Origin of the sequence: Methylocystis bryophila, assembly GCF_027925445.1 — a bacterium.
GTDB classification, from domain to species: Bacteria; Pseudomonadota; Alphaproteobacteria; order Rhizobiales; family Beijerinckiaceae; genus Methylocystis; species Methylocystis bryophila.
This window is the reverse complement of the sequence record NZ_AP027149.1, coordinates 1,044,903-1,065,486: the sequence shown is the minus strand read 5'-3', so window position 1 is coordinate 1,065,486 and position 20,584 is coordinate 1,044,903. Positions and strand designations below refer to the sequence as shown.

General features: G+C 63.5%; 17 protein-coding genes. 9 read left to right on the top strand and 8 right to left on the bottom strand.

The genetic code is table 11. From position 1 onward, the window contains the following. Positions 1 to 50: 50 nt before the first annotated feature. The 4 genes from QMG80_RS04935 (at position 51) to QMG80_RS04920 (ending at position 5,678) form a co-directional block, all read left to right on the top strand. Positions 51 to 1,394 (top strand): glycosyltransferase family 4 protein, encoded by a 1,344-nt coding sequence (locus tag QMG80_RS04935; protein ID WP_158658730.1) that lies wholly within the window; start codon positions 51 to 53, stop codon positions 1,392 to 1,394. A gap of 57 nt (positions 1,395 to 1,451) precedes the next feature. Beyond that, positions 1,452 to 3,824: an Orn/Lys/Arg family decarboxylase gene (locus QMG80_RS04930; RefSeq protein WP_085771806.1), complete on the top strand. Its 2,373-nt coding sequence runs from the start codon at positions 1,452 to 1,454 to the stop codon at positions 3,822 to 3,824. After that, positions 3,821 to 4,399, top strand: coding sequence for a GNAT family N-acetyltransferase (locus QMG80_RS04925; protein ID WP_085771805.1), 579 nt, complete (start codon positions 3,821 to 3,823; stop codon positions 4,397 to 4,399). Before QMG80_RS04930 ends, QMG80_RS04925 begins: the two co-directional genes overlap by 4 nt. A gap of 166 nt (positions 4,400 to 4,565) precedes the next feature. Continuing rightward, on the top strand, positions 4,566 to 5,678 hold the full coding sequence (locus QMG80_RS04920; protein WP_085771804.1) for a M14 family metallopeptidase: 1,113 nt from the start codon (positions 4,566 to 4,568) through the stop codon (positions 5,676 to 5,678). A gap of 58 nt (positions 5,679 to 5,736) precedes the next feature. Here QMG80_RS04920 and QMG80_RS04915 read toward each other — a convergent pair whose 3' ends face one another. The 5 genes from QMG80_RS04915 to QMG80_RS04895 all read right to left on the bottom strand — a co-directional run bounded on the left by QMG80_RS04915 (position 5,737) and on the right by QMG80_RS04895 (position 12,091). Next, positions 5,737 to 8,094, bottom strand: coding sequence for a DUF3141 domain-containing protein (locus QMG80_RS04915; RefSeq protein WP_245299896.1), 2,358 nt, complete (start codon positions 8,092 to 8,094; stop codon positions 5,737 to 5,739). An 18-nt stretch (positions 8,095 to 8,112) separates the two neighbouring features. Continuing rightward, entirely contained in the window at positions 8,113 to 9,303 is a 1,191-nt protein-coding gene (locus QMG80_RS04910; protein WP_085771803.1) for an acetate/propionate family kinase, read from the bottom strand. A 5-nt stretch (positions 9,304 to 9,308) separates the two neighbouring features. After that, entirely contained in the window at positions 9,309 to 10,733 is a 1,425-nt protein-coding gene (locus tag QMG80_RS04905) for a bifunctional enoyl-CoA hydratase/phosphate acetyltransferase (protein WP_085771802.1), read from the bottom strand. Positions 10,734 to 10,812: 79 nt separating this feature from the next. Then, positions 10,813 to 11,025: a hypothetical protein gene (locus QMG80_RS04900; protein WP_158658729.1), complete on the bottom strand. Its 213-nt coding sequence runs from the start codon at positions 11,023 to 11,025 to the stop codon at positions 10,813 to 10,815. A gap of 385 nt (positions 11,026 to 11,410) precedes the next feature. Further along, positions 11,411 to 12,091 (bottom strand): invasion associated locus B family protein, encoded by a 681-nt coding sequence (locus QMG80_RS04895; RefSeq protein ID WP_085771800.1) that lies wholly within the window; start codon positions 12,089 to 12,091, stop codon positions 11,411 to 11,413. A 317-nt stretch (positions 12,092 to 12,408) separates the two neighbouring features. Here QMG80_RS04895 and QMG80_RS04890 point away from each other — a divergent pair, with 317 nt between their 5' ends. Both QMG80_RS04890 and QMG80_RS04885 read left to right on the top strand, forming a co-directional pair. Beyond that, on the top strand, positions 12,409 to 14,265 hold the full coding sequence (locus QMG80_RS04890) for an extracellular solute-binding protein (RefSeq protein WP_085771799.1): 1,857 nt from the start codon (positions 12,409 to 12,411) through the stop codon (positions 14,263 to 14,265). A 294-nt stretch (positions 14,266 to 14,559) separates the two neighbouring features. After that, on the top strand, positions 14,560 to 15,705 hold the full coding sequence (locus QMG80_RS04885) for a serine hydrolase domain-containing protein (RefSeq protein ID WP_085771798.1): 1,146 nt from the start codon (positions 14,560 to 14,562) through the stop codon (positions 15,703 to 15,705). Between the two features lie 302 nt (positions 15,706 to 16,007). Here QMG80_RS04885 and purQ read toward each other — a convergent pair whose 3' ends face one another. Further along, positions 16,008 to 16,694: a phosphoribosylformylglycinamidine synthase subunit PurQ gene (gene purQ, locus QMG80_RS04880; protein ID WP_085771797.1), complete on the bottom strand. Its 687-nt coding sequence runs from the start codon at positions 16,692 to 16,694 to the stop codon at positions 16,008 to 16,010. Positions 16,695 to 16,706: 12 nt separating this feature from the next. Beyond that, a complete protein-coding gene (gene purS / locus QMG80_RS04875; protein ID WP_085771796.1) occupies positions 16,707 to 16,943 on the bottom strand; it encodes a phosphoribosylformylglycinamidine synthase subunit PurS in 237 nt (78 codons plus the stop codon). A 329-nt stretch (positions 16,944 to 17,272) separates the two neighbouring features. On the opposite strand from purS, the gene QMG80_RS04870 reads away from it, so the two are divergent. Further along, entirely contained in the window at positions 17,273 to 17,554 is a 282-nt protein-coding gene (locus QMG80_RS04870) for a hypothetical protein (RefSeq protein ID WP_158658728.1), read from the top strand. 40 nt (positions 17,555 to 17,594) lie between these two features. Further along, complete coding sequence (locus QMG80_RS04865; RefSeq protein WP_085771795.1) at positions 17,595 to 18,482, top strand: SDR family oxidoreductase; 888 nt, start codon at positions 17,595 to 17,597, stop codon at positions 18,480 to 18,482. Between the two features lie 46 nt (positions 18,483 to 18,528). On the opposite strand, the gene QMG80_RS04860 is transcribed toward QMG80_RS04865, so the two are convergent. Next, entirely contained in the window at positions 18,529 to 19,560 is a 1,032-nt protein-coding gene (locus QMG80_RS04860; protein WP_085771794.1) for a nickel/cobalt efflux transporter, read from the bottom strand. 324 nt (positions 19,561 to 19,884) lie between these two features. Here QMG80_RS04860 and QMG80_RS04855 point away from each other — a divergent pair, with 324 nt between their 5' ends. After that, entirely contained in the window at positions 19,885 to 20,532 is a 648-nt protein-coding gene (locus tag QMG80_RS04855) for an SCO family protein (RefSeq protein WP_085771793.1), read from the top strand. Positions 20,533 to 20,584 lie beyond the last annotated feature (52 nt).

Here is a 20,584-nt window from a genome sequence, read left to right as displayed (position 1 = left end):
GGGCGGCGATTCGCTTACGAGCGTCATTAACCGAGGCTAAATGCGGCGTTATGAGCGACATCGAAACGCAACGGCGGAAGATCGACGCCTATCTTTTGGAGAACCTCAGCGCCGAGCTCGACGCGCTCAACCGCTACCCGATCGACCCCTACAGCAAATGGCTCTATGTGCGCGCGCTCGAGTTCTATTGGACGAGCTCGCGGGCGCTGCGCTCTCTGCGCGAGAGCGTCGATCAGCTGCGCGGCGTCAAGAAAACGGAGCTTCCGGACGACCTAGACGGCGAGGTTCCGGAACCGGCGCAAAAGCCGCAATTGTTGATCGACATGACGCCGACCGTGCGCTCAGGCGCCCGGACCGGCATTCAACGCGTCGTGCGCGAAATTGCGCGCCAATGCGCCCTGCAGGGTCTCGGCGCGCCGATCACGATCCAAGACGATGGGCGATTTTTGCGCCGCTATCCGGTCGCCGGCCTCTCGGAAGAGATCGAGCCCGAGGCGGGCGACATTCTTCTGCTGCTCGACGCCGCCTGGAATGAAGCGCCGCTCTATCCCCCGGCCATGCGCCGCATGAAGGAAAAAGGCGGAACTAACGTCGTCGCGATTTACGACATTCTGCCGCTCCTGCACCCGCCACTGTTCAATCGCAAGGTCGGCGGCGATTTCGCGCGCTGGTTCGACGAGATCGTTCGCGCCTCCGACGCGGCGATCGCGATCTCGCGCTCGACGGCGGAAAGCGTCGTCGATTATCTCTCCGCGGCTCCGAGCGGAAAGCCTCTGCGGGTGGGCTGGTGGCCGCTCGGCGCGGATTTCTCCAAGTCCGCCAAGGGCGCGCCGAGCGCCAAGGCGCACCGCATCGCGGAAGGGGCGCCTTACTTCCTCAGCGTGGGCACGCTCGAGCCGCGCAAGGCCTATCCGGCGGCGCTCGGCGCTTTCGAGCGGCTCTGGGCCAAGGGCGTCGACATCGGCTACACGATCGTCGGACGCCCCGGCTGGAACACGACCGCGCTGCAGGAGCGCTTGCGCACACATCCGGAAGCGGGGCGTCGACTGAACTGGCTCGATCAAGCGAGTGACGCCGACTTGCACCTGCTTTACGAAAAGGCGCGCGGAACGGTGAACGCCTCCGTCGCCGAGGGCTTCGGCTTGCCGGTGGTCGAAGCGGCGATGCACGGGGCGCCGGTCATCGCGAGCGACATACCGATATTCCGCGAGGTGGGAGGAAGCGGCGCCCGCTATTTCGACTTGCTCGCTCCAGAGAGCCTCGCCGCCGCAATCGAGGCGACGCTTGCCGAGCCCCGCCGCTCGCCTCAGATCGCGACGATCGGCTGGCGCGAGTCGGCGGCGGAAATGGTTCGAGTGATCCGCCAGGCCGACTATCCGCTGCGCGGCACCTGACGCCACGCCCCCAAAGAAAAGCAACTGCTCGTCACTCGAGCCGAGGAGCATCAAGCCATGAACTTCTCCCAGCGATTCACCTTCCTCTTCTCCTCGCCCATCTTCGACGCCGACGATCTCGAGGGCATGCGCGTCAAGGAGATTATCGCCAGCATCGAGCGGATGGGTTTCGAGGTTGTGAAGGCGAGACGCCTCGAGGACGCCGAGCTCGCCGTCCAAACGGACGCCGCGATCGGCTGCATGGTCGTCGACTGGGGCAAGAAGGGTATCGAGGGCAAGGCCGCCTCGCTCATCAATTTGATGCGCTCGCGCGGTCTCGAGATGCCGATCGTGATTCTCGTGCGCCGCAAGCGCTTCGAGGACATTCCCGTCGAAGTGCTGGACTTCATCGACGGCTATGTGTTCCTCGCCGAGGAGACGCCCGAGTTCATTGCCAAGAATCTCGTCAGCCGCCTCAAGCAATATGCCGAAACGCTCAAGACGCCCTTCTTCGGCGCCCTCGTGGATTACGCCGAGGAAGGCAATCAGCTATGGACCTGCCCCGGCCACAATGGCGGGATCTTTTACAGCCGCAGTCCGATCGGCCGCATCTTCAGGGAGCATCTCGGCGAGGCGATCTTTCGTGACGACCTCGACAATTCGGTCCTCGAGCTCGGCGATCTCCTGACGCATGAGGGACCGGCGCTCGCCGCGCAAAAGTCCGCCGCCGCGATTTTCGGCGCGGAAAAGACCTATTTCGTGCTCAATGGCACGTCTTCCTCCAACAAGATCGTCCTCTGCAACCTCGTCGCCGAGGACGATATCGTCCTCTTCGACCGCAACAACCACAAGGCCGCGCATCATGGCGCGCTGCTGCTCGGCGGCGGCATTCCAATCTTCCTGCCTGCCGATCGCAATGCGCATGGACTCATCGGCCCCACGCGCTTCTTCGACTTCGACGAGACGGCTCTGCGCGAGCGCATCCGCGACAATCCGCTCGTCAAGGACAAGCAAGCTTGGAAAAAAGAGCGGCCATTCCGCGCCGCTGTGCTCGAGCAATGCACCTACGATGGCACAATCTACGACGCCGAGACGATCGTCGAGCGCATCGGACATTTGTGCGATTATATCCTGTTCGACGAGGCCTGGGCCGGCTTCATGAAGTTCCACCCGATCTACGAGCGCCGTTTTGCGATGGGTTTGAAGAATCTCGGACCTCACTCGCCCGGCATCGTCGCGACCCAATCGACGCATAAGCAGCTTGCGAGCTTCTCGCAGGCTTCGCAGATCCATGTGCGCGACCGTCACCTCACGGGACAACGGCGCCGAGTCGAGCATAAGCGCTTCAACGAAGGCTTCATGCAGCACGCCTCGACCTCGCCCTTCTACCCCTTGTTCGCCTCGCTCGACGTCGGCGCGCAAATGATGAAAGGCCGCAGCGGCGAGGTGCTCTGGGATGACACGATCCGTCTGGGCATCGAGCTGCGCAAGAAGCTTCGAGCGATCCGTCGCGAGTTCGAGGAAAAGGAGCGCGATCCGGCCAGGCGCTGGTTTTTCGATCCTTTCGTGCCGGATCGCGTCTCGATTCCAGACGCCGCGCGAGAAGGCGGGTTTCACGAAGTCGCCTGGGAAAGCACGCCGACGGACCAGCTCGCGCGTCATGCGAAGTTCTGGGAGCTTTCGCCGGGCGCAGACTGGCACGGCTTCGCCAAGGTCGAGAAAGGCTTCGCCATCACGGATCCGGCAAAGCTTACCTTGCTTACCCCGGGCTTCGATCGCAAGACCGGCGCTTATGAAGATCACGGCGTTCCGGCGCCGATCGTCGCGCAATATCTGCGCGAGAACAGAGTCGTGCCGGAGAAGAACGATCTCAATTCCTTGCTTTTTCTGCTCACGCCCGGCGTCGAGTCGAGCAAGGCGGGCACGCTGGTCTCCGCGCTCGTGGCTTTCAAGCGGCTGCATGACGATAACGCCTGCCTCGACGACGTGATGCCGGAATTTGTCGCCAAGCGGCCTCTGCGCTACAAGGGCAAGCGCCTTCGCGATCTTTGCAGCGAGATGCACTCCTTCTTTCGCGCGGCGAACATCAGCGCCTTGCAGAAGGCGCAATTCCGCGCCGAGCACCTGCCCGAGATGGTCATGACGCCGCGCGCCGCCTCGCGTTATCTCGTGAGGAACGACGTCGACTATCTGCCGATTGACGAGATCGAAGGCCGCATCGCGACAACGCTCTTCGTGATCTATCCGCCGGGGATCGCGACGATCGTGCCGGGCGAGCGTCTCGGCGACAGAGCCCGGCCCATGATCGACTATCTCAAGGCCTTCGAGCGCGCCGCCAATCTTTTCCCTGGCTTCGAAGCGGAAATCCAGGGCCTCTATCGTGAGGTCGACGCCAATGGCGCCATTAGATTTTACACCTATGTCGCACGCGAGGAGGGTTCAGCTTTATGAGCCTTTACGAGCGACGGTCGGCTTCCGCCCATCCGCTGGGGGTTCAGGTGCGCGCCTCGCGCGAGGTCGACGTGCCGGCGATGCTCGCCATCTATCTGCACCATATCAGATACGGCGTCGATCCCTCGCAACACGAGGACATCGAGACGCCTGACGCCGAGGACATCAAGCGACGACGCAAGAACATGCAAAAGCACAAGCTGCCGCATCTCGTCGCGGACCTCGGCGGGACGGTGGTCGGCTACGCCTATGCCGTGCCATTCCGTAAACGGCCGGCCTATCGCTATGTCGTGAAGCACTCGATCTATGTGCATCACGAACATCTGCAGCGCGGGATCGGACGGCTGCTTCTCTCCGCGTTGATCGACACCTGCGCCGTGGCGGGCTATCGTCAGATGATCGCTTACATCGACGCGGAGAACCGCGCCTCGATTCAGCTTCACGAGAATTTCGGCTTCCGTCAGGTCGGTTATCTACCGCAGGTGGCATACAAATTTGGCAAGTGGACGGATTCGATGATGATGCAGCGCTCGCTCGGACCTGGCGGCGCCACCGCGCCGGGCGTGTGGAATTAGAGGTTGTTGCTGGCAGTCTTCTTGGACGTTAGAGCGCGCACCGATCGCGTCGAATTACGCGATCGATGAGGACTAAGCTCCAAATCAAATCTCGGAGCCTTTTCTGACCGAAAGACCCCGAGGCCGCCAGAAGCCGCAGAACGATCGAAGACTTCGGGAGAGACGGATGACCGGCGCCGACAGCTTCAGCAGTTCATACTCTGAAGCGCGCGAAAAATTCTTGGAGGCCGTCTCCGCCGCCGACGTCAGGGTGGAGAGCTTCAAGCACCCTTGTTCCGGTCCCCGCGGTGAGGAGCTCGCCACCGACGCCGCCTGGTTCGGTCCCTCGGACGCGTCGCGGACGCTCGTCTTGATTTCCGGCGTTCACGGCGTCGAGGGTTATTGCGGATCAGGCGCTCAAGTCGACTGGTTACGCCGAAAGGAATTCGAGGATATCCCGGCCGGCGCCAGCGTGCTGATGATCCACGCGATCAATCCTTACGGCTTCGCGTGGACGCGGCGAACCAACGAAGACAATGTCGATCTCAATCGCAATTGGCTTGATTTCTCCCTGCCGCCACCGCCCAATCCCGATTATGTCGAGCTTGCGGAAACGCTCTGCCCCGCGGAATGGACATCCAAGGCGCAAGAGGAGACGGCCCGCAAAATGGAAGAATGGCGGGCGTCGCGCGGAGCGCAGGGGCTGGACCAGTTTTGGCAGGCCGTCGCGGGCGGCCAATATTCTCACCCGCTCGGCCTGTTCTTCGGCGGCCATGGGCCTTCGTGGTCGCGGCGGACGCAAACGGCGATCTTTCAAAAATACCTCTCGCGCGCGAGACGCGTCGGGATCATCGATTATCACACCGGGCTCGGACCCTGCGGCTATGCAGAACGGCTGACGATCTACGCGCCTGAGGAAGCCGGGCACAAGCGCGCGGCGAAGTGGTTTGGAGCCGAGGTCACATCGACAAAAAGCGGAACCGCCGCCTCGAAGGACGTGAGCGGCGACAGCATCATCGGCTCGTCCGCGCTGCTGCCGAACGCCGAGATCACCTCGATCTGCTTTGAAGTCGGAACGGCGCCGCCGCCGCGCGTCTTGCAGGCGCTTCGCGCCGACGCCTGGCTCCATGCCCATGGCGATCCGGAGTCTGAGCAAGGACGACAAATCAAAGCCGAGCTGCGCGCCGCGTTTTATTGCGAAACGGACTTCTGGAAGGGCATGGTTGCAGGACAATCGCTGCTCGCATGCCGACAGGCCCTGGCTGGGCTTTCCCTCCAGCCTGACGTTTATAGCGCGTGACGAAAGATGGAAGCCACGCTGCGCCCGAACGCAGCGTGATCAAGCGCGCGCCAATGCCTCACGCCGCGTCGTCGATGGCCTTCTCGTCCACGCTCAGCGGGTCCTGCTGGGCGAGATTAGCCACAAGCGGCGGCAACTCGAGGACGGCCCGAATTTTCTGCAACATCGCCAAGGTGCGCGGCTCCATCTCCTCGACGGCGCCGGCGACGAATTCCACGGCGCCGATCGCGTCGAGACGCTCCTGTGGCGTTTTCAGGAGATTTGGCAGCGTCTGAAGCGCGCGTTCGGGGACGAATTCGACGATAGTCGTTTGGTCCTGAATGATCTGCGTTCGCTTTTCCGGGCCGAGACCGGCGAAGGGCTTGTCATGCGACAGCATGTGGGCGGAACGCTCGAGGCGATCGCGACGCACGGCGCCGCGCGCGTCGCTGAGCATGAGCATCATGCGAATGACGGCTTCGCAGAAGCCGCCCTGGTCGACATGGCGCAAAGCCGCCTCGACGACAGGCAAGTAGCGCAATTGCTCAGGACGCAATTGCGCGCGGCGATAGTCGAGGGGACGGCCGACCCAATGCATGAACGGCGAACCATAGATTGTAAGGAATGTCGCCTCGGCCATGGCGTCGCGCACGTCGCGCCAGAAGTCGAAGGTCTGGGAGAGGCCGTCGGCCCAAAGGCGCTCCGCGAGTAGGAATGGATTGTCGGCGGCGGTGGCGCGGCGGTGCGTTCGGGCGTTCTCGGCTGTCGCGGGAACCCAGCCGAGAAACGGATTTGCAGAGCCCAAGATGCGCCGTTGCACGCGCGCCGGATGCGCCTCGCGGAAGGCGCGCGCCGCCTGGGGCGTCACCACGGATTGCACGAAGGGACGCAGCAAAAGATCGTAGGCGTTGACCGTCGCCTCGGAGAGACGCGCCACCGCCGCGAAGCTCTTTTCGTCGCTGCGGTCGTCATCGATCGCCAAAATATCGGAAACCTTGCGCGCCGCGAAGCTCACGCGGAAACGCGCATCGACGCCTTCTCCGATCTGCTCTTCGATCATCATTTCGTAGAGGCCCGGAGCCAGCGCTTCGATGGTCTTCATCGTCGAGGTGACCTCGGCGTGCTCTTTCTTGGCGATCGAGGAGGAGACGAAAATACCGAGATGCCCGACCTTTTCATGGATCATGTAAACGATGCGTTGCCCGCGGACGCGGATCTCGTGCTCGTCGACATAGGTGTCTGGGATCCAGTTCAGCGCCTGTTGCGGCGGCGTGATGTTGTCGCCCCAGCTTGCGAAGACGATGATTGGCGAGCGGATGGTCTTGAAGTCGAGCGTGCGTCCGGGCTCGATCTGCGCCACGCCGCGCGACAATTTGTTGCCGACGAAAATCTGCTCCACGATCCAGCGGATCTCGGCTTCATTCATGTAATGGAAGCCGCCCCACCAGCGCTCGAATTCGAGGAAGCGATTACGCCCGCGTTCCGGGTCGACGAAGAGGTCGTAATATTTGCCGAAGAAATTGCGGCCCGGGTTGAGCAATTCGAAATTGCTCACGAGCCAGGCGCCGTCGAAGACGCCGTAGCCGAGATCGGAGAGCAGCAGCGCCTGCGCCGCGCCGCCGAACAGTCCGCCGTTGTAACGCATCGGGTTTTCGCCCAGCCTTCCCGACCAGGCGGAAAGCGGCGCGCCATTGACGACGAGCGGGCCGGTGATGTCGGGGTTTGCGGCGGCAAGCGCCATGGTCGCCCAGCCGCCCTGGCAATTGCCGACGACGATCGGCTTCGGCGACTTCGGATGGCGGCGCGCGATCTCGCGAACGAATTCAGCTTCGGCGTTTGTGACGTCGGCGATTGTTTGCCCGGGCGCGGGCTCTGGACGAAAAACGACGAAATAGACGGGATGGCCGTCATGAAGGGCGACGCCAACTTGGCTATTGGGCTTGAAGCCCCCGATTCCGGCGCCGTGGCCTGCGCGCGGGTCGATGATCATGTAGGGGCGCTTCCATTCGAACACCTCCACGCCCGGCGGCGGCAGAATCCGCAGCAAGAGATAATTGACGGGGCGCGACAGGCGGCTTCCGTCGAGGACGACCTCCGAATCATAGATGAGGACGGGCGGCGTGCCGGCGGCCTCATGCTGCCTGTCGTTCTCCGCGCGCTGCCACAGGGCGTCGAGCGTGAGCACGCCGCGCTGCGCCGCGTCGACGGCGTAGTCGACCGCGTCGTCGAATAATTTGTGGCGCTCATTGTCGGCGAACTGTCGAGTCGATTCGCTCGTCTTGGCCCATAGCGCGTGCGTGCGCTCGCCGTGCTCACGGGCGATCTTTTCCAAATGACGTCCCAGGGCGAGCATCACGCGGCGGCTCTGCAGGCCAAGCTCTCCCTGTTGCTCGGCAAAGCGGGCGGCGGCGTCGACGGGGCTGAAGGAAGGCTCCACGGACTCTCTCCATTCGAATCAAGCAGCGGTGGGAATCTGATTCAGGCCGGCCGTCTTGATGGCGTGGCGGGCGATCGTCGCCTCTTCATTGGCGGCGACGATGAAGACCGGAATTTTCGCTTGCGCGACAGAAATGCGCATGTCGTTTCGAACATTGGCCGCCGGATCGAGGGTCAGCCCGAGCCAGCCCATTCCCTCGAGCACATTGGCGCGGACTCGTGCGGAATGCTCACCGATGCCGGCGGTGAAGATAAGGGCGTCGAGACCCTCGAGCGCGGCAGCGAGAGCGCCGATCTCCATGCGGATGCGATGGGTGAAATAGGCGATGGCGTCGCGCGCGTGCGGATTCTCGCTCGCCTCGAGCGCGCGCATGTCCTGCGAGATCCCCGAAAGGCCCTTCAGTCCGGACTGCTCATAGAGCAGGCCGCTGAGCGCTTCGGGCGACATTTTGTCGTGCTGGAGCAAATAGAGAAGGAGGCCTGGATCGATCTCGCCGCATCGCGTGCCCATCGGCAGGCCTTCGAGCGCGGTGAAGCCCATCGTTGAGGCGACGGATCGTCCATCCTTCATCGCGCAGAGCGAAGCGCCATTGCCGAGATGCGCAACGATCACTCGGCCGCAAGCGAGCACGGGGTCGATCTCGCGCAGGCGAAGCGCGATATATTCGTAAGAGAGCCCGTGAAAGCCGAAACGCCGCACCCCGCGTTCATAATATTCCCGCGGCAGCGCATAGGCCTCATTCACGAAACTATGGCCGCGGTGGAATGCGGTGTCGAAACAGGCGACTTGCGGGGCGGAAGGAAAAACCGCTCGCGCGGCCTCGATTCCCGTCAGATTATGCGGTTGATGCAACGGCGCGAGCGGCTCCAAATCGCGCAGCTCTTGCAACACGCGGTCGTCGACGATCGTCGGCGCGGCGTAGCTCACGCCGCCATGCACGACTCTATGGCCGACGGCCTTGATCGCGATCTCCGGATAAGCTTCCCTGAGCCACTGCAAGATCTGCTGGAGTCCGGCCGCGTGATTTTCGCCGACCATCGCTCTCTTGACGGGATAGCCCCTGACGGTCGCGGCCTCGAAGCTCGGCTGCGCGCCGAGGCCCTGGACTTGGCCCTCGGCCAAGAGGCGCGGCCAAGGCGCCGCCGCCTCAAACAACGCGAATTTGATCGAGGAAGACCCCGCGTTCAGCGTGAGGACGTGGTCGACCATGGACCTTACTCCGCCGCCTGCGCCAGAGGCTTGGCGCTGCCGTGGGGTTTGCCGGTCTTACGCCAATATCGATAGAGCTGCGCGAGCGCGCTCGAGCCCAGGCGCGCGCGGTCGTTGTCGGCGCGGCTCGTCAGCATGATCGGGACCTTGGCCCCCAGCACGAGGCCTGCGGCCTCGGCGTGGGCGACGAAGGTCAGCTCCTTGGCGAGCAAGTTGCCAGCCTCGAGATTGGGCGCGATCAATATATCGGCGTGGCCAGCGACGAGGGAAGAGATCCCTTTGGTCCGCGCGGCGCCGATGTCGACGGCGTTGTCCATCGCCAAGGGACCGTCGACGATGCCCCCGATGATCTGGCCGCGCTCGGCCATTTTCGACAGGATCGCCGCATCGAGCGTCGAGGGGATCGCCGGATTGACCGTCTCGACCGCCGAGAGCACGCCGACCTTCGGCGTCTCGACGCCGCAGGCGCGCGCGAGATCGATCGCGTTCTGGACGATGTCGACTTTCGTCGTCAGATCGGGGGCGATGTTCACCGCCGCATCGGACACGAAGAGAAGGCGATCGAGCGCCGGCGCATCCATGGCGAACACATGGGTGATGCGCCGAGGGCCGCGCAGGCCTCCTTCCTTCTTGACAACGGCGGCGAGCAGCGCGTCGGAATGCACATTGCCCTTCATGAGGGCTTGCGCCTCGCCGCGCACGACGAGCTCGACAGCGCGCGCGCAAGCTTCCTGATCGTCCGCGGCCTCGACGATCTTGTAGGGCGAGAGATCGACGCCAGCCGCTTCCGCGGCCTTTTGGATCGACGCCCGCTCGCCAACGAGGATCGGAGCGATCAGACCATACTCCGCCGAAAGCAGAGCGCCGCCCAGGGAATTCTGATCGTCCGGACAGACGACCGCGGTCGCGAGCGGGGGCAAGCCCGTGGCGCGCCGGATCAATTGCGCGAAATTCTCGTGCCGACCCAGCAGCATGGGGGGCAGATCCTCGGGGAACGTCTCGATCGGCTCCAAGGGCGCCGCGACTTCCGCAACGCCCTCGCAGGCGATTGCGCCATCCGACTTCGTGACGCGAACGTCGAAGAGCGCCACCGGTCGTTCGCGCTTCTCGGTGCAGCGCACTTCGACCGTGAGCGCGTCGCCGCAAGAGACGCGCGCGCCGAAACGGAAATTCTGCGCGAGATAGAGCGTGCCGGCGCCGGGAAGGAGATTGCCGAGAACGGCCGAGACAAGAGATCCGACCCAGAGCGAGGGGGCGATGGCGTGGCAGTCGTCGAGACTATTCGAGGACGGCAGCATCAACGGGTTGAGATTTCCGGAAGCATGCGCGAAGAGCAGCATGTCGTCGGCGCGGCAGACGCGCTCGATTTTCGCCGTAGCGCCAATGACGAGCTCGTCATATGTGGTGTTGCGAAACGGTTTCGTCGTCATTGCCGCTTAGCCCCCTGCCAATTTGGATCATTCGGGAATGTGGCCTTCGTCATCCGCAGACGACGCGTTCTCGCGCTCGTCAATGTTCGAAGTGGAACTGGGTGATGACTGGCGACTCGAGCCCCGAGAGACGGGCCATGCGGCGGCCATTGGCGGCGCCCGGCGTCATCGCTTTGATTGCGACGGGTTCGAATTTGGCGACCCATGCTTCTCTCGAGAGGAGGGACCGTCGCGCTCCGTAGCTTTTATCCCAATCCAGCGTGACGTTGATGTGAAGGGTCGCGCCGCGCATACAAACGCTTGCGGCGAAAATCCGAGCCGCGGAGGTCGTCGAGCGGTCGAGGCCGCTCGCAGCCACGCAGGATGAAAAAAGAACCTTCGCGCGAAACCGTCTCGCGCGTTTCCCGCTCGAACGGAATCCTTCGAGCGATAAGGAATCGCGCCAAATCAAAAGGGTGGAGCCTGTCTTGACCGGAAAACCGCTTCGCGCTTTTCCGTGACATGCTCTGAGCGCAGAAGGCGCGATCCGGCTGCAAAAGTTTTGAGCGCATATTCCGCGATAGGCCGGCGGGCCCCTTCGGCGGGCGCGAATGCAAGCAAAAAAAGCTGCGGCGCGCCCCTCCCGTGACGGGAGGAAAACGCGCCGCGCAACCAATCTGCGGAATTCGCTCTGGAGCTTACTTCGGCTTCGCGGGCGCCGCGGCTCCCGTCTTGTTCGCCTCGAGCTTCTTGCGCTCCTCTTCGGCCTTCTTCATGAGCTCTTCTTGCAGCTTGCGCTGACGCTCCTCGGCGACCTTGGGGTCGATTCCGGGGCCGTCGAACGCCTTGCCGAAACCGGCGAGCGGCAGGTTGAAGATGAACTCCGCGCCATTGATCGTCTTGACCGAGACGGCGAGCTTCTCGCCCTTCTTCATCGAGTCGACGAAAGCCTGCTTCACATGCAGCCCGCCATAAGCCCCTTGCGGCGTGCAAAGCTCATAAGCGCCGCCTTCCGGCGCTCCCTTGTCGACCGCAATGCGGAAGCCCGGACGCAGGGCGACGCCCATCGGCGCGAGGACCTGGATGGCCTTGTCGGCTCCGCCCGGATCGGTCACGAGGATCGAAAGAACCGGGTTCTCCGCGCGATCGCCGAACAGCCGCGTCGTCTGGCAAATCTGCTTCTGGGTCTGCGGCTCGTTGAAGCAGACCTTATTCCACTCCGGATCCACGGCGACGAATTCCTGCACGACGGGAGCGGGGGGAGCCGCGGGCTGGGCGCCGGCGCCGGGCTGCGCGGGCTGGGCCTGCTGAGCAATGGCCGCGCCGGCGGTCAAAAGCGCCGCAGCCGCGACGCAGGAACGCAGAATGTTGAAGGACATTGGAATTCCTTTCGAGTGCCTTTTAGATGTTGGGGCTGCTTTCCTAACGAAGGGGTTCTCGCCGACGCCACGGGGGGGCGCCCCATTTTCGCCTTTGCGCGCTTCAGCAGTGCGTGGAGCCGACGGGCCCGCCATTCCGGAGAGCGAGGGACGTCGCGGCGCAGAGCGCGTCACGTTCTCGCCCTCGGAGTCGGGAGCGTGACGGCGCCGGAGGTCATACATGGTCGGCGAGGCAAATTCCAGCGCCCGGGGGCCGAGAATCGCAAAAAGCCGATCTCCGCCGTTTTTTTCTCCCAGAGGGAGTCTATCCTGCGCGCATGCAAGGATTTCCGATTCGCCAACTTCTCTCGTGGGCGCGAGACCTGAAAGGGCTTCGCGCGGGTCTCTGCCTGGCGCTCCTCCTCGGCGCAGCGCCGGTCGTGAGCGGCGGCGAGGCGCAGGGGCCCACGCATGGCGTGGCGATGCACGGGGCCCCGCTCCTCCCGCCCGATTTCGATCACTTTCCCTATGCGGAGCCAAAGGCGAAGAAGGGGGGACGGCTTCGAATCGGCCTGCCCGGCACATTCGACAGCCTCAATCCCTTCAACCTGAAGGCGGGCTCGACGGCGCAAGGCCTTGCCGGCAACGTCTTCCAGACCCTGATGATGCGGTCGCAGGACGAGCCTTTCACCTTCTACCCGCTGATCGTCAAATCGCTGGATCTCGACGCCGGCCGCACGCGACTCGTCTTCCATCTCGACCCGCGGGCGCGTTTCTCGGATGGCGCGCCGCTGACGTCGGCCGACGTGATGTTCACCTTCGAGCTCTTGAAAGCGAAAGGGCGCCCACAGCAGCGCATCGCCTATGGGCTCGTGAAATCGATCGAGGCGCCCGACGCCTACACCGTGCGTTACGACCTCACGGGCGCGAAGGACCGGGAGCTGCCGCTGATCCTGGCGTTGATGCCCGTGCTGCCGAAACATGCGACGGACGTCGAGCATTTTCAGGACGCGACGCTCGCAGCGCCTCTCGGCTCGGGTCCCTACAGGGTCGTCGAGGTCAGGCCGGGCGCGCGGCTCGTGTTGAAGCGCAACGAGGACTATTGGGGCGCGGAGCTTCCCAGCCAGCGCGGCTTCTACAATTTCGACGAGATCGACATCGACTATTTTCGCGACGGCAACGCGCTCTTCGAAGCGTTCAAGGCCGGGCTCGTCGACTACCGCGACGAGGCGAACCCCACGCGCTGGGCGGACGGCTATGATTTTCCCGCAGCGCGCGACGGCAGGATCGTCAAAGAGACGCTCCACAACGACAACCCCAAAGGGATGGAGGGCTTCGCCTTCAATCTGCGCCGCGAGGTCTTCAAGGACGCGCGCCTGCGCGAGGCCTTGGGGATGATGTTCGATTTCGAATGGATCAACGCCAATCTGTACAACGGCCTCTATACGCGCACGAAGAGCTTCTTCGACCAGTCCGATCTCGCCTCGACAGGACGCCCCGCGTCAGAGGCGGAGCGCGCGCTGCTCGCGCCGTTTCCCGGAGCTGTGCGCCCGGACATTCTTGACGGCGCCTGGCGCCCGCCGGTCAACGACGGCACGGGGCGCGATCGGGAGATGGCGAGACGCGCGCTCGCGCTTCTGGCGCAAGCCGGCTATCGGCTCGAGGGCGATCGGCTCGAGAAGGACGGCGTTGCGGTTTCCTTCGAGATCATGGTCAAGGACCGCGCCGAAGAGCGGCTCGCGCTGAACTACGCCGCCTCGCTCAAGCGCATCGGCGTCGAAGCGAGCGTGCGCGTCGTCGACGAAGTCCAATATCAGCGACGACGCCAGAAATTCGACTTCGACATGATGCCCGGCCAATGGATGGCCTCCGCCTCGCCCGGCAACGAGCAGCGCATGCGCTGGGGTTCGGCGAGCGCGACACAAGAGGCGAGCTACAATCTGTGCGGAGCCGCCTCGCCGGCGCTCGACGCGCTGATCGAGGCGATTCTCTCGGCCAAGACCCGGGAGGACTTCGTTACGGCTGTGCGGGCCTATGACCGGGTTCTGCTCTCCGGCTTTTACATCGTCCCCTTCTTTCACGCCGCCGATCAGTGGACCGCGCATGATTCCGGCTTGAAGCGGCCAGAACGGCTGCCCCGATATGGCGCCCCGATCTTCCCGGCGACGCTCGACACGTGGTGGCGAGAAAAATGACGGGCGACCGCCCGTCCGGCAGGGATACGCCTGCGCGCGCGGAAAAGGTTTGCGCCTCGACGCTTTCATCGTCATAAGAGGGAATACTGTTTATAAAAACCAAGGCCGGACGGTTTCTATGGAATTGGCGGTCGCAATCGACGCCGCGAGGGTTTCACGAAGCCGCCGCCGCGCCGATCCTTCGTCACTCCCACGAGTCCTTTCGAGCGGAAATCGCGCTAGAGCGCGTCCTGATCGCGTGGACCGGAAATTCGCTTCGCACTTTCCGGGACATGCTCTAGGCGAGGATCAGCAATGAAACAGCTCGCTCTCCTCCTCGCGCTCCTGTTCGGCTCTTCCTCGGCGTTTGCGCGCGAAACGGCGAATTGGGCGCCGCTCGAACGCGGATTGGAGATCGACCGGCCGGGCGCCAAGGCCGCCGAGCGGATGGACCTCAAGGCCGCCATGAAGGCGCTGAAGGTCCCGTCCCTGAGCGTCGCGCTGATCGCCGACGGGCGCATCGCTTACGCCCACGCCTGGGGCCAAGCGAAGCCAGAAACGCTCTATCAGGCGGCGTCGCTCTCAAAAATCGTCGCGGCTGTCGCCGCGTTGAAAATCGCGGAGCTCGGCGCGCTGGATCTCGATCGCAGCGTCAACGACGACCAGTATATCTGGCGCGCGCCCGAGAACGATCTAACAGCCGGACATCCGGTCACGCTGCGCAACCTGCTGAGCATGACGGGCGGCGTGAATGTCCCGAGCTATTCGGGCTACGAGCCGGGCGCGGCCATTCCGACGCTGCCCCAGATCTTGAATGGCGACCCGCCGTCGAATTCGCCGGCCGTTGATGTTGTCGAGCGGCCGGACAGCGTCTTCTCTTATTCGGACGGCGGCTTCGAAATCGTGCAGGCGCTTGTCGAGACCAAGACGAGAACGCCCTTCGCCCAGGCGGCCTCCGATCTCGTCTTCCGCCAGATCGGCTTGAAGGACAGCGTCTTTGATCAGCCGCCCGGCGAGGGGATGAAGGGACGCGTCGCTTTTGGCTACGACTCCGCGGGGAAGAAGCTTCCCGGCGGCTGGCGAACCATGCCTGAGCTTGCGGCCGACGGGCTGTGGTCAACGCCGAGCGACATGGCGCGGCTCGCCATCGAGATCAGCCGCGCCGCCCGCGGCGAGCGGTCTCCCTTGCTCGGGCCGCGCGCTGCGGGGGAAATGCTCACGGCGCAGAACCGCGGCCCCTATGGCTTGGGCGTCCGAATTTCCGGAACGGGCGAGGTCTTCGCCTTCGAGAAGCGCGGCCAAAATCCCGGCTATCAGTCCTATCTGCTGATCTTTCCGCAGACGGGGCAAGGGATCGTCGCGATGAGCAATTCCGACAATGGATCGACGCTCATATCGGCGCTGATTCGCCGCGCCGCCGAGGCCTATGGCTGGCCCGCCGTGGGCGAGCTCGGGGATTGAGGCTCAGACGGACGCGCTCATCGATTGCGTCACAGAAAGACCCCCTCCCTGTCCCTCCCCCGCTGTCGCGGGAGAGGGGACCCCAACGATCGGCATAACGCGGGCTAGATCATGCCGCGTTCAGGCTGGATCGCTCGAAAGCAGAAAATGCGATTGATTCCAAAAGTTTAGAGCGGAGATTTGTACGAAAAACCGGTTTCTCCTTTTTCGCATCGCGCTCTAACTAGACGCCCCGAGACTGCCCCCCCTCCCGCGATAGCGCGGGAGGGGGAACCTCCCATCGACTTGCATGACATCCGTCGCTACGCCGCCGCGAGACTCTCGAAAAGCCCTCGTCCGTCGACGCCGCCGACCAGCGGATCGATGAGATTTTCCGGGTGCGGCATCAGGCCCAGCACATTGCGCCCTGGCGAATAAATGCCCGCGATATCGTTGCGCGAGCCGTTGGGATTGGCCTCTCCGCCCAGGCGGGCCGACTCGTCGCAATAGCGGAAGGCCACCAGCCCGTCGCCCTCGAGCCGGTCGATCTCCTCATCCGCGGCCTCGTAGTTGCCCTCGCCATGGGCGATCGCGACCTTGATCGTCTGGCCCTTCGCGTAGCGGCTCGTGAAGGCCGTGTCAGCGCGTTCGACGCGCACATGCTGCATCTTGCAGACGAAGCGCAGATTGGCGTTGCGCATCAGCAGGCCAGGCAGGAGCCCGCTTTCGCAAAGGATTTGAAAACCGTTGCAGACTCCGAGCACGAGCCCGCCGCGCGCGGCGTGCGCGCGCACCGCGTGCATGATCGCGCTGTGTCCGGCGATGGCGCCGCAGCGCAGATAGTCGCCGTAACTGAACCCGCCCGGCAGCACGACGAGATCGGTTCCGGCGGGGAGCTCATGGTCGTCGTGCCAGAGCATGGCGGGCGCGCGGCCCGTCGCCGCTTTCAGCGCGCGCGCCATGTCGCCCTCGCGATTGGAGCCCGGAAATGTGACGACAGCGCAGTTCATGAGCTTAGCCCGTTAAACGTCGATCGAATAGTTTTCGATGACCGTGTTGGCGAGGAGCTTCTGGCAGGCCGCCTCCAGGCTCGCTCTCGCCTCGGCCGGGTCGCCGGCGGCAAGCTCCACGTCGAAAACCTTGCCCTGCCGCACGCTCGCGACGCCTTTGACGCCGAGCGAGCCGAGCGCTCCCTCGATAGCCTTTCCCTGGGGATCGAGGACGCCGGGTTTCAAGGTGACGACGACGCGGGCTTTCATCGGCTCCATTCCGCTGATGTCTGAGGAGCCGCAGCGTTACCGGGCCAGCGCCGAAAGCGCAAGGATCGATGGTGGAATGGGCGCCGAAACAATTGATAAGCTTTCGTCAGGCCAATGTCCGTGCTTCCGAAGACAAATTTTCTCGCCGTCGAGAGCAAAAACAGCGCGAGCTGAAGCAATAATTGTAGCTTGAAAGTTTGGATAGCGCTTACGAGAGACATTTCTCCGCAGGATTATTTTTTCACATTTCCCCGTGGATAAAGTGCTCTAAGAGTGGCAACGTAAAGACTCAAGTGATATATGTATAAGTACTCGATTCGGAGGCCGCTATGCATAGGCCATGCACGTCTCGGGGAGCTCCGGCTCAGGAAACCCTGTGCGCCGGCGCCTCCAAACAGCCGCAGCTTCAGCCCCACCCAGACCGCGTTCGCCGCCGTCTGGAGGCCATTCTCGCCGAGATGCGCGGCGAGCAGAAAATGGCCTGGGACTTCTCGATCCAGCTGGTCTATCAGAAGATTTTCCCGGACATGACGCATTTCCTGCCGGAGGAAGAGGGCGCGCGCTACCGCGCCGACTTCGAAAGGGAGTGGATGCGGCTCGAGACCGCGTGAGACAGGCGCTCATTTCCCCATGACTCGATCCCTTGTCCCCATGACTCGATCCCTCGCGGGCAAGACCCTCTTCATCACCGGCGCCTCCCGCGGAGTCGGGCTCGCCATCGGGCTGCGCGCCGCGCGCGACGGCGCCAATGTGACGATCGCGGCGAAGAGCGTCGAGCCGCACCCCAAGCTTCCAGGCACGATCTACACCGCCGCCGAGGCCATCGCGGCGGCGGGCGGCAAGGCCTTGGCGCAACAATGCGACATTCGCTTCGAGGAACAGGTCGCCGCGGCGGTCGCGGCGACGGTCGAGCGCTTCGGCGGCATCGACATACTCGTCAACAATGCGAGCGCAATCGATCTGCGGGGGATCGAGACGCTCGACATGAAGCGCTACGATCTGATGCAGCAGGTCAATGCGCGCGGCTCCTATCTCTGCGCCAAGCTCGCTCTGCCGCATCTGAAGAAAACCGCCAATCCGCACATTCTGACGCTGTCGCCGCCGCTCGATCTGAACCCGAAATGGTTCTCCCCCAACCTCGCTTACACGACGGCAAAATATGGGATGAGCCTGCTCACGCTGGGCCTTTCCCGCGAGCTCGTTCGCGACGGCGTGGCGGTCAATTCTCTATGGCCCGAAACCGCCATCGCCACGGCGGCGGTCGGCAATCTCTTAGGCGGCGAAGGGGCGCTGCGACGCTCGCGCAAGCCCGAGATCGTCGCGGATGCGGCGCATGCGATCCTGACGCGCCCGTCTCGAGAGACGACCGGCAACTTCTTCATCGACAGCCTCGTGCTCGGCGAGGAGGGCGTCAGAGATTTCTCGGCCTATGCCGTCGACCCGAGCGTCGACGCGCTGCTCGACTTCTTCCTCGAGAAGCCCTTCACCAAAGGGGTGAGCCCGAGCGGCTTTCCGCCTTCGGACGAGAGCGAGTCCTGATTGGAAAACCGCTTCGCACTCTTCCGGGACATGCTCTGAAACGCGATCAGGCCAGCCCCGCAACGCCGAGATAGAGCGTATAGAGCCCAAGAGCCGCGACAAGCGCGCCCGAGACGAAAGGCGCGAGGCGCGCGAAGGCCTCGAATCCCTTCCAACGCGTCGAGACATGGCGGAGGCTCAAAGCCGCGGCGACGCCGACCAACACCATTGTCAAGGCCAAACCGACGCTGAAGCAAAGAACCAGCGCCGCGCCCAGCGCGATTTTGCCGAGCTGCAAGCAGAGCAGCAGCACGGTGATCGACGCCGGGCATGGTATGAGCCCCCCGGTCAGGCCAAAAAGCGCGATCTCGCCCGTCGTGGCCTTGCGGCCAGCGAAGCGCCGATTGATGTCCAGCGCATGCTCGCGCTCATGAGCGTCGGCGACGGCTTCGGGGTCGACGAGCAGCAGATCTTCTTTGAACCGCGCTTCCTTGGCCATTGGGGATCGCCGATGCGGCCGCTCGTGACGCGGATGGCCGAAGTTGCGGTGATGATGCCCCTGATGACCATGGTCATGCGGATCATGCGCATGCACGTGGCCGTGATCAAGCTCGCACCCGTGATCAAGCTCGCGCCCGTGATCATGATCGTGGCCGTGATCATGTTCGTGCGCGTCATCGTGCTCGTGATCATGGCCTTCGTGGTCGTGATGAGGGTGAGCGTGAGTCCTGATGGCGTGATTCGCGTGGTCGCGATGATCGCGCCAGTTCCTCCAGACCATCCAGCCGGCGACGCCGAGAATGAGCAGACCGGAGACGATTTGCAGATAGGGCTCGGCGCCTTCGGCCGTCCATTGCGATCCGAAGTAGAGACCCCCGAGCGCGATGATCCAGACGATCGCGGTGTGGGAAAGAGTGGCGGCCAGGCCAAGCAAGATCGCTTGCGCCACGGTCCCGCGAATGGCGATGATAAACGCCGCCATCATCGTCTTGGAATGGCCAGGCTCGAGCCCGTGCAACGCGCCGAGCAAAATTGCGCTGGGCGCGAAGAGCCAGGCGTTACCCGCTCCGACATTGAGGATTTGGGCCAGGTTGGACATCTCGGCTGAGCGCCTCTTCGTTCGCTTTATTCGCCGACCCAGGATCGGTCCCATGGGTCATTCGACGCCGCCCCCATTTCTCGGCCCGAAGCCAGCCACCCTTACGCCTTCCGGCGAGGCCAGAGCAAGCCGCATGGCGATCGAAGGCCGGTCTCAATGTCGGCCCTTGGCGAAGCTGCGCAAGCGGTCTAGATTCATCGGACACCTCGGGAAATCCGGTCGCGCCGCAAGCTCGCGCCGAAACATGGCCAAGAAGAGAGCCGTGGAAGCTCCGATCCGCTTCTAATGGAAAGTCAGCGGCAAGAGGCATCAGGAAGGAAATCCATGTCGAGAGTTTCGAGCAAAGGGAAACCCAACTCCGACCGGTCGGCAAGGAAAGGCGACCCGACGCAAGCAAAGCCGATGGGACTTGGAACCCGATCGCTCATCGGCATGGGGGTCGCCGCCGCCCTGCTCTTTGGCGCTTTCGTCGCCTATACGAGCCAACCGGTCCCGCCGCCCGTCATTGGCGGCCCGTTTCAGTTGACGACACAGAGCGGCCAGAGCTTCTCCGACAAGAACATGCTCGGCCAACCTCATCTCGTGTTCTTCGGCTATACGAACTGTCCCGACGTCTGCCACACGACTCTGTTCGAAATGTCCGAAATCATGCGGGCGCTGGGCCCCGACGCGAAGATCGGCGGACTGTTCGTCACGGTGGATCCCGAACGCGACACGCCCGAAGAGCTCAAGCGATATCTCGAAAGCTTCGACTCGCGCATTCTCGGACTGACCGGCGGTCACGAGGCCCTCGACCCCATGCTCAAGGAATACAAAATCTACGCAAAGAAGACGCCCGTCGAGAACGGCAATTACGGCGTGGATCACAATACGGCCGTCTATCTGATGGACAAGGACGGACGCTTCGTGACGATCTTCAACGTGGCGCGCAAGCCTGCCGACGCCGCCCGCGAGCTGCAACGCTATCTCTAGAGCGAATCTCGTGAGAGTCGGCAGATTCCTGCGGTGGGAACGAGCCTTCTGA